Genomic DNA, 8,752 nt, shown 5'->3' on the forward strand with positions numbered 1-8,752 from the left:
GGGAACTTGCTGGTCAGGGGTCGTGAAGTTGCTGACAATCGGGGGTTGGGGGTGGTCGGTTGGCGTTTTTTGTGGCAATCCTGGGTTGCATGGCCGCCTCCCGCTCGCCGCTGTCGCGGCTGTTCACCGTGCTGCTCGCCGGCTTGCTGGCCGGGCTCGCCCTGGCAGTCGCCGCGTTGCCGGGCAATCTGCTGCTCGGGTTCGCCGCCCGCTCCGCGATCGGGACGTACGCCGCGTTGCCGGACGCGCTGCGCACGCCGGCCACCCCGCAGCGCTCCTACCTCTACGCCAACGACGGCAAGACGCTGCTCACGACGTTCTACGACGTGAACCGCACCGATGTGCCGCTGTCGGAGATCGCCCCGGTGATGCGGCAGGCGATCGTGGCGGCCGAGGACCGGCGGTTCTACGAGCACGGCGGCGCCGACCTGCGTGGTCTGGCCCGCGCGCTGGTGGCCAACGTCAAGGGTGGCGGCACCGAGCAGGGCGGCTCGACGCTGACCATGCAGTACGTCCGTAACGTGCTCAAGACCGACCCCACCCGCACCGCCGAGGAACGGGCCGCCGCCACCGACCCCACCATCGGGCGCAAGATCCAGGAGATCCGGTACGCGGGCGCGCTGGAGCAGAGCCTCGGCAAGGACGAGATCCTCAACCGGTACCTGAACATCGCCTACTTCGGCTCCGGCGCGTACGGGATCGCGGCGGCCAGCCAGCGTTACTTCGGCAAGGCCCCGGCGCAGCTGACCCTCGCCGAGTCGGCCCTGCTCGCCGGCCTGGTGCAGTCCCCCGACGCGTACAGTCCGATCGACGGTGACAAGGACGCGGCGCTGGCCCGCCGGTCGTACGTGCTGGACTCGATGGCGGACACCGGTGCGATCACCGCCGCGCAGGCCGCGCAGGCCAAGGCGGAGCCGCTGACCCTGCACCCGACGCAGCAGCCCAACGGCTGCACCGCCGTGGCCCAGGGCCACGACGACTGGGGCTACTTCTGCGACTACCTGCGCCGCTGGTGGGTGACCCAGCCGGCGTTCGGCGCGACCGTGCCGGAGCGCGAGCAGGCCCTGCGCGCGGGCGGCTACACCGTGGTCACCTCGCTGGACCCGCAGGTCCAGGCCACCGCGCAGCAGCAGGCCACCAAGGTCTACGGGTACGACAACAAGCGCGCCCTGCCGATCGCCGCCGTGCAGCCGGGCACCGGCCAGGTGCTGGCGATGGCGGTCAACCGGCACTACAGCCTCGCCGACAACCCGAACGGGCAGGCCAACTACCCGAACACCGTCAACCCGCTGATCTCCGGCGGCGCCAGCGTCGACGGGTACCAGGCCGGATCGACGTTCAAGCTGTTCACCATGCTCGCCGCGCTGGAGTCGGGCCGTACCCTCTCCACCGGCTTCGACGCGCCCGCCAAGCTGCCGACCCGGTACGCCGCCGAGGGCCCGGGCAGCTGTGACGGCCACTGGTGCCCGGCCAACGCCAACCCGGACTGGATGGACGGGTACCGGATGATGTGGGACGGCTTCGGCCGCTCGGTGAACACGTACTTCGTCTGGCTGGCCGAGCAGGTCGGCCAGGACAAGGTGGTGGAGATGGCGCAGCGGCTCGGCATCACCTTCCGCGCCGACTCGGACGCCGCCTTCGCCAAGGACAACGCCGCCAACTGGGGTTCGTTCACCCTGGGCGTGGCCGCCACCACCCCCCTGGACCTGGCCAACGCGTACGCCACGGTGGCCGCCGAGGGCACCTACTGCACGCCGGTGCCGGTGGTGTCGGTGACCGACGCGAACGGCGCCAAGGTGCCGGTCGGGCAGCCGTCCTGCAAGCGGGTGCTGGACGCCGACGTGGCCCGCGCCGCGACCGACGCCGCCCGCTGCCCGGTCGGGCAGCAGTCGCCGTACGGGCAGTGCAACGGCGGTACGGCCACCGGTGTGAACGGCATCCTCGACGGCCGCCCGGTGGCCGGCAAGACCGGCAGCTCGGAGGAGAACGCCACCGAGACGTTCGTCGGCTTCACCCCGCAGGTCGCGGTCGCCGGCATCGCCGCCAACCCGGACGACCCGACCGACTCGGTGGGTTCGGCGGTGCAGACCAAGGTGATCGACGGGGTCGCCCGGGTCATCGCCACCGCCGTCAAGGGCCAGCCGGAGAAGGCGTTTGTCGCGCCGAGCCGCGAGCTGGCCGGTGAACCCCGCCGCCCGGTCGAGCGCGCCCCCGTCCCGGACCGCCGACCGACCCGGGAGGACGACGACGACCCCCGCTCGCTCCTGCAACGCTGGCTCGACCGCCGCGGCTGACCGCAGCCGCGGGTGCGGTCAGCGAAAGCGCGGGTCGGACCAGTCGACGAAGCGGGCGAACAGCGCGTGCGGGCGCGGCGTGTCGTAGGGGTTGAGCGTGTACAGGTCCCGGGCGGCCTGCGCGAAGACGGCCGTGAGCAGGACGTAGAGCCGTACCCGGTCCGTTTCGTGGCGGGCCCGCAGCAGTAGCCGGGCAACCGCGCACGGCCACGGGTCGCCGCACCCGGCGCACACCCAGAGCGGCTTCAACGGCCGGTGCGGCTCCAGCCACGCCGGTAGCTCACCGACCGCCGCCGGCCGACACCGATCCGGGGGTACGCGGCCAGCCGCGTCGCGCCCGCCACCGCCGTCGTTCGGTTCTGCTCCTGCTTCTGCTGCGTCCACGATGTCTCCTCGTCAGCGGGGGAGCGGCGCCGGGGCGTACCGGGGGAATGGCCGCCGACCCGGCGCCGCGTGCTTCACAGTCTGCTGATCAGGCCACTACGCTCGGAAGCTTCGGCAGGAGGGCGGGGAGCACCGGACCGGCACCCGAGAGTGCTCGGGAACCGGCCCCGCCCGCCGTAGAGGAGGTGGAGAGCCGGTGAGCGTGTCCGCGTCGGAGTTCCTGGTCCGCGAGCTGCGCCGGCAGCGCACCCTGGCCGGGCTGACCCAGGACGAGCTGGGCGAGCGGGCGCACTTCTCCGGCAAGCAGGTCAGCGCGGTCGAGCTGGGCACCCGCCCGCCCCGCGAGGACTACCTCGCCGCCGTGGACCGGGCACTGGACACCGGCGGGCTCTTCGTGCGGCTCTGGGCCGATCTGGTCAAGGACGACGCCGCGCCGGTCTGGCTCCGCGAATGGATCGAGTTCGAACGCGAAGCCGTCCTGCTCCGCTGGTACGAGCCGCTGTACGTTCCGGGGCTCCTTCAGACGGAGGACTATGCGAGAGCCACATTGGCCGGTGGGCGGTTCACCGTTGAGGAGATCGACCGGGCCGTCGCCTCGCGCCTCGACCGGCAGGTGATCCTGACGCGGGAGAAGCCGCCGCAACTCGTGGCCGTGGTCGACGAGGCGGTGATCCGTCGGCCGGTCGACCGGCCTGGGTTGATGGCCGCACAGCTTGCCAGGCTGGTGGAGCTGGCGGAACTGGACCACGTGCAGTTGCAGGTCGTGCCAGCCGAGACGGGCATGTATCTGGGCATGGCCGGCCAGTTCATCATCGCCGAACTGCCGGACGGCGATCGGGTCGCGCACGCCGACAACCAGCTCACCGCGCAGATCGTGGAGCAGGCCGCAGACGTTGCTAGGCTGTCGGGCACCTGGGAGATCGTGCGGAACGAGGCCCTCTCTCGGCGACAGTCACTCGACTTGATCAAGGAAGTGGCGAAGACATGGACCTGACGGGTGCCCAGTGGCGCAAGTCGAGCCGGTCCGGCGGCAACGGCGGCTCCTGTGTGGAGGTTGCGGACAACCTGCCGGGGGTGGTGCTGGTCCGGGACACGAAGGACCGTTCCGGCGGCACCCTCGCCTTCGCGCCGGCCGCCTGGCGGGCCTTCGTCGGCTTCGCCCGCCAACGCTGACCCCGCCAACGCTGACCCGCCAACGCTGATCCCGCCAGCGCTGATCCCGCCAGCGCTGACCCCCACCGGGGCCGGCGGTCAGCCCTTCCGGCGACGCGGCCGGTAGCTCGCCAGGGTGGCGGGCAGCCCGCGCCGGATGATCCCGGCCCAGTCGGTGTCGCCGCGCAGCACCGCCGCCGCGGTGTTGCGCGCCTGCTCGGCGGTGAAGTGCGGTGGCAGCATCAGCTCGGCCGGGTCCACCAGTGCGTTGATCACCGTCGGCCGGTCGGCGGCGAGCGCCCGCTCCCAGAGACCGGGCACCTGCTCGGGGGAGTCGACCAGCTCGCCGTGCAGCCCGAGCACCTGGGCCCACTGGTGGTAGCCGATGTCCGGCAGTTGCTGGCTGTCCGGGAACATCGGCGTCCCCTCGCTGGAGCGCTGTTCCCAGCTGACGAACGCCAGGTCCCGGTTGTTGAGCACCAGCACCACGAACCGTGGGTCGGCCCAGCTCCGCCAGTACTTGGCCACGGTGATCAGCTCGTTGACGCCGTTCATCTGCATCGCCCCGTCGCCGATCAGCGCGACCAGGGGCCGGTCGGGGTGGGCGAACTTGGCGCTCAGCGCGTACGGCATGGCGCCGCCCATGGACAGCAGCGTGCCGGAGAGGCTGGCCAGCATCCCCGGGCGGACCTGCACGTGCCGGGCGTACCAGGCGGTGGCGGTGCCGCAGTCCACGGCGAGCATCACGTTGTCGGGCAGCCGCTCGCTGAGCGTACTGAACAGCAGTTGGGGGTTGACCGGTTCGGCGTCCTGCTCGGCCAGGTCGCGCTGCACCCGGCGCCACGTCGAGGTGGCTTCGGTGATCTCGGTCCGCCACTCGGTCGGCCCGGGCCCGGGGCCCAGTTCGCGCAGCAGCGCCCGCAGGGTCGGGGCCGCGTCGCCGGTCAGGTTGACCTCGGTCGGGTACCGCAGACCGAGCTGCGTGCCGTCCAGGTCGATCTGCACCGCGCGGGCCTGGCCGGGCTGCGGGTAGAACTCCGAGTACGGCATGTTGCTGCCCACGATCAGCAGCCGGTCGCAGCGGCTCATCATCTGCCAGCTCGGCCGGGTGCCGAGCAGCCCGATCGCGCCGGTCACCCACGGCTCCCGGTGGTCGACGACGGTGAAGCCGAGCAGCGCGGTGGCCACCCCGGCGCCGAGCCGGTGGGCGATCTCGCGGACCTCGTCCTGCGCGCCGAGCGCGCCCTGCCCCACCAGCATCGCCACCCGTTGCCCGCCGCGCAGCACCTCGGCCGCCCGGCGCAGGTCCGCCTCGGGCGGCACGGTCGGCGTGCTGCTCGGCACGTTGCTGGTCTGGTAGTAGCCGTGTGCGTGCGGCGGGTCCGGGACGGCCGGCTTGTCCTGGAGGTCCGCGGGCAGCACCAGGGCGGTGACGGTACGCCGGGCCAGCGCCGTGCGGCACGCCCGGTCGACGAGGTGGCGGACCTGGGCCGGGTGGTCGAGTTGGGCCAGGAACGCCGCGGCCACGTCCTTGTAGAGGGCGAGCAGGTCGACCTCCTGGTAGTAGCCGCCGCCCTCGGCGGTGACCACGGTGTGCCCGACCAGGGCGATCACCGGCTGGTGGTCGAGTTTGGCGTCGTACAGGCCGTTGAGCAGGTGGATGGCGCCCGGACCGCTGGTCACCAGCGCGCAGCCCAGCGGCCCGCCGCCGTACTTGACGTGCGCCGAGGCGGCGAAGCCGGCGGTCTCCTCGTGCCGCACCTGGACGAACTGGGCCCGCTCGTTGGTGCGTTGCAGCGCGGAGGTGAGGCCGTTGATGCCGTCGCCGGGGTAGCCGAAGTAGCGGTGCACTCCCCAGCTGAAGAGGCGGGAGACGATGTGGTCCGCGACGGTCGGGTGCTGGGGCAGCGTGCTCGCTCCGTCCGGCGCGGCGTGATCTGTGCTCACCTGGCTGGTCCTTCCCGTCGAGTCCGGTACGCCGCACGCCATTCCCCTTCCTTTACGGACAAAACGCCCTCGATGGTGCGCGCTCGACCGGCCCCGGAACGCCGGGCTGGGCGTCCGGCAGAATCGTCGGGTGCCCGTCCACCAGATCACCGACCCCGACGACGACCGGATCGCCGACTACCGCGCGCTCACCGACGTCGAGCTACGCACCCGCTGGGAGCCCCCGCACGGCCTGTTCATCGCCGAGGGGGAGCTGGTGCTGCGCCGGGCGCTGCGCGCCGGCTATCCGGCCCGGTCGTACCTCGTCGACGCCAAGCGGATCGACCAGCTCGCCGACCTGGACACCGGCGACGCGCCGGTCTACGCGGCGACGCAGGACGTGCTGCAACGGGCCACCGGCTTCCACGTACACCGGGGGGTGCTGGCGTCGTTCCACCGCCGGCCGCTGCCGGCGGCCGCCGAGGTGCTCGCCACCGCGCGCCGGGTGGTGATCCTGGAGGACGTCAACAACCACACCAACCTCGGTGCGATCTTCCGGGCGGTGGCGGCCCTCGGGGTGGACGCGGTGCTGCTGTCGCCGAGCTGCGCCGACCCGCTCTACCGGCGCAGCGTCCGGGTGAGCATGGGCGAGGTCTTCGCCGTGCCGTACGCGAAGCTGGACCCCTGGCCGGACGCGTTCGCCGAGGTCCGGGCGGCCGGGTTCACCGTGCTCGCGATGACCCCGGCGCCGGACGCGGTGCCGATCCAGCGCCTCGACGCCGCCCAGCGGGCCCGCTCGGCGCTGCTGCTCGGCGCCGAGGGCGCCGGCCTGACCCGGGCCGCCATGGACGCCGCCGACGTCCGGGTGGTCATCCCGATGCGCCGCGGCGTCGACTCACTCAACGTGGCCGCCGCCACCGCCGTGGCCTGCTGGGAGCTGAGCCGCGACGACCCCTGGTGAGGGTGGGTACGCCCTCGTCAGCCGGTGGACGCGGGACAGATCCGCCCGGTGACCGTGCCCGTCGGTGGCGGCATGTCGAGATCCGGCGTCACGGACGGTAGCGTGGCGGCCGTGTTCCCTACCGTCCGTGAGGTCCTCGCCCTCGACCCGGTCCGCCACGGCGCGCCGCGCGTGGTCGCCGGGGACGCCGGGCTGGACCGGCCGGTCCGCTGGGTGCACGTCGCCGAGGTGCCGGACATCGCCACCCTGCTCGGCGGCGGCGAGCTGGTCCTCACCACCGGCATCGGGCTGCCCGGCGACGACGCGGGGCTGCGCGCGTTCATCGGCGACCTGGCCGACGTCGGCGTCTCCGGGCTCGTCGTCGAGCTGGGCCGCCGGTACGTCAGCGGGGTGCCCCGGGTGATGGCCGCCGCCGCCGAGCGGCGTGGCCTGCCCCTGGTGGAGCTGCGCCGGGCCACCCCGTTCGTGCGGATCACCGAGGCGGTGCACGCGCTGATCGTCGACGCGCAGCTCACCGAGCTGCGCGCCACCGAGGAGATCCACCAGCGGTTCACCGACCTGTCGGTCGAGGGCGCCGACGCCGCCGAGGTGATCCGGCAGGCCGCCGAGCTGTCCGGCTGCCCGGTCGTGCTGGAGAACCTGTCCCGGCAGGTGCTGGGGTACGACCCGGCGGGGGAGAGCGCCGAACTGCTGCTGGACGGCTGGGAGCAGCACTCCCGGCGGATCCGGCCGGCCGGGCGGACCGCGTACGACCCGGACAGCGGCTGGCTGGTGACGGTCGTCGGCGCCCGGGGGCAGGATTGGGGGCGGCTGCTGCTGCGCTGGCCGTCCGGTGGGGAACTGCCCAGCCGCCGGGGCGCCGACCCGGTGGCGCCCGACACCCGACCTGGCGACGGGCCGCCGACCCGGCTCACCATCCTGATCGAGCGGGCCGCGTCCACCCTCGCGCTGGGCCGGCTGATCCGCCGCGACGCCGAGGGGTTGGAACGGCAGATCCACCGCACCCTGCTGACGGCGTTGCTCGACCACTCCCGGCCGGTCGACGAGGTGGCGTTGCGGGCCAGGGCGCTCGGCGTGGTGCTGGAACGCCGGCACCTCGTCGGCGTGATGGTCCGGCACCGCGCCGACGACCCGGCCGGCGAGGGTGGCCCCGAGGCCGGCCCGGCCCGGCTGCGGGACCTGTCCGAGGCGGTCGGCCAGGCGCTGCGGGAGGCGAAGCTGACCGCGCTGACCAGCGCCGTCGACGACCACTCGGTGGGCGCGCTGCTGGCCCTGCCGGACCCGGGCGCCGAGGACCGTGCGCTGTCCGCGTTCGCCGCCGCGCTGCGCCGCGTACGCGTCGACGCCGGCGCGGTCCGGACCGCGTCCGGGGCGGACGCGTCCCGGGCGGTGCCCGGCGCCGACCCGTCCCGGGTGGTGCCCGGCGCCGAGCCGTCCCGGGTGGTTTTCGGGGCCGACCCGTCCCGGGCTGCCGGCGCTGCCCCGGGTGGGGTGATCGTGGCGGCCGGCTCCGGGGTGGGCAGCCTGCGCGAGGCCCGACGGTCCCTGGTCGAGGCGCGCCAGATCGCCGAGGCGGCCCGCCGGGACCGGCGCGACCTGCCGATCTTCCGGCTTCCGCACGTCGGCCTGGCCGGCCTGCTGCACCTGCTGCGGGACGAGCCCCGGTTGCAGACGTTCGTGGAGCGCGAACTCGGCGCACTGCTGGAGTACGACGCCCGGCACCCCCGGGACCGGCTGCTCGACACGCTGCGCGCGTACCTGGAGCAGGGGCGCAACAAGTCCGCCGGCGCCGCCGCCGCCCACCTGTCCCGTCCGGCCTTCTACGAGCGCCTGGCCCGCATCGCCCGAATCCTCGACGTCGACCTCGACTCCGTCGAAGCCTCCCTCTCCCTACACGTGGCCCTGCTAGCCCTGGACGCCGTCCGCACCCCCTAACCCCACCCGGCTCACCCCGTTGATCAAGAGGTTCGCGTCAAGAACCGCGCCCCTGATGACGCAAACCTCTTGATCAACGGGGTGAGCCGGGTGGGGTTAG

The 8,752-nt window shown here is 73.5% G+C and carries 7 protein-coding genes; 5 read left to right on the forward strand and 2 right to left on the reverse strand.

The features are described 5' to 3' along the window. Nucleotides 1-89 precede the first annotated feature (89 nt). Nucleotides 90-2,294 carry a transglycosylase domain-containing protein gene (locus EAD89_RS15355; protein ID WP_233578708.1) on the forward strand — a complete coding sequence of 735 codons (2,205 nt, stop codon included), beginning with the start codon at nucleotides 90-92 and terminating at the stop codon, nucleotides 2,292-2,294. An 18-nt stretch (nucleotides 2,295-2,312) separates the two neighbouring features. Here EAD89_RS15355 and EAD89_RS15360 read toward each other — a convergent pair whose 3' ends face one another. Further along, nucleotides 2,313-2,678 carry a hypothetical protein gene (locus EAD89_RS15360; protein WP_233578709.1) on the reverse strand — a complete coding sequence of 122 codons (366 nt, stop codon included), beginning with the start codon at nucleotides 2,676-2,678 and terminating at the stop codon, nucleotides 2,313-2,315. Nucleotides 2,679-2,880: 202 nt separating this feature from the next. Between EAD89_RS15360 and EAD89_RS15365 the strand changes: the two genes are divergently transcribed. After that, on the forward strand, nucleotides 2,881-3,672 hold the full coding sequence (locus EAD89_RS15365) for a helix-turn-helix transcriptional regulator (RefSeq protein ID WP_121676189.1): 792 nt from the start codon (nucleotides 2,881-2,883) through the stop codon (nucleotides 3,670-3,672). Next, complete coding sequence (locus tag EAD89_RS15370; RefSeq protein WP_089019930.1) at nucleotides 3,663-3,851, forward strand: DUF397 domain-containing protein; 189 nt, start codon at nucleotides 3,663-3,665, stop codon at nucleotides 3,849-3,851. Before EAD89_RS15365 ends, EAD89_RS15370 begins: the two co-directional genes overlap by 10 nt. A gap of 78 nt (nucleotides 3,852-3,929) precedes the next feature. On the opposite strand, the gene EAD89_RS15375 is transcribed toward EAD89_RS15370, so the two are convergent. Then, nucleotides 3,930-5,777, reverse strand: a complete 1,848-nt coding sequence (locus tag EAD89_RS15375) for a thiamine pyrophosphate-requiring protein (RefSeq protein WP_121657243.1) — start codon at nucleotides 5,775-5,777, stop codon at nucleotides 3,930-3,932. A gap of 106 nt (nucleotides 5,778-5,883) precedes the next feature. Here EAD89_RS15375 and EAD89_RS15380 point away from each other — a divergent pair, with 106 nt between their 5' ends. Beyond that, a complete protein-coding gene (locus tag EAD89_RS15380) occupies nucleotides 5,884-6,717 on the forward strand; it encodes an RNA methyltransferase (protein ID WP_121676190.1) in 834 nt (277 codons plus the stop codon). Nucleotides 6,718-6,789: 72 nt separating this feature from the next. Continuing rightward, on the forward strand, nucleotides 6,790-8,652 hold the full coding sequence (locus tag EAD89_RS15385; protein WP_121676191.1) for a PucR family transcriptional regulator: 1,863 nt from the start codon (nucleotides 6,790-6,792) through the stop codon (nucleotides 8,650-8,652). Nucleotides 8,653-8,752: the final 100 nt, after the last annotated feature.

The sequence above is a fragment of the Micromonospora sp. BL4 genome, from assembly GCF_003667505.1.
Lineage (GTDB): Bacteria > Actinomycetota > Actinomycetes > Mycobacteriales > Micromonosporaceae > Micromonospora.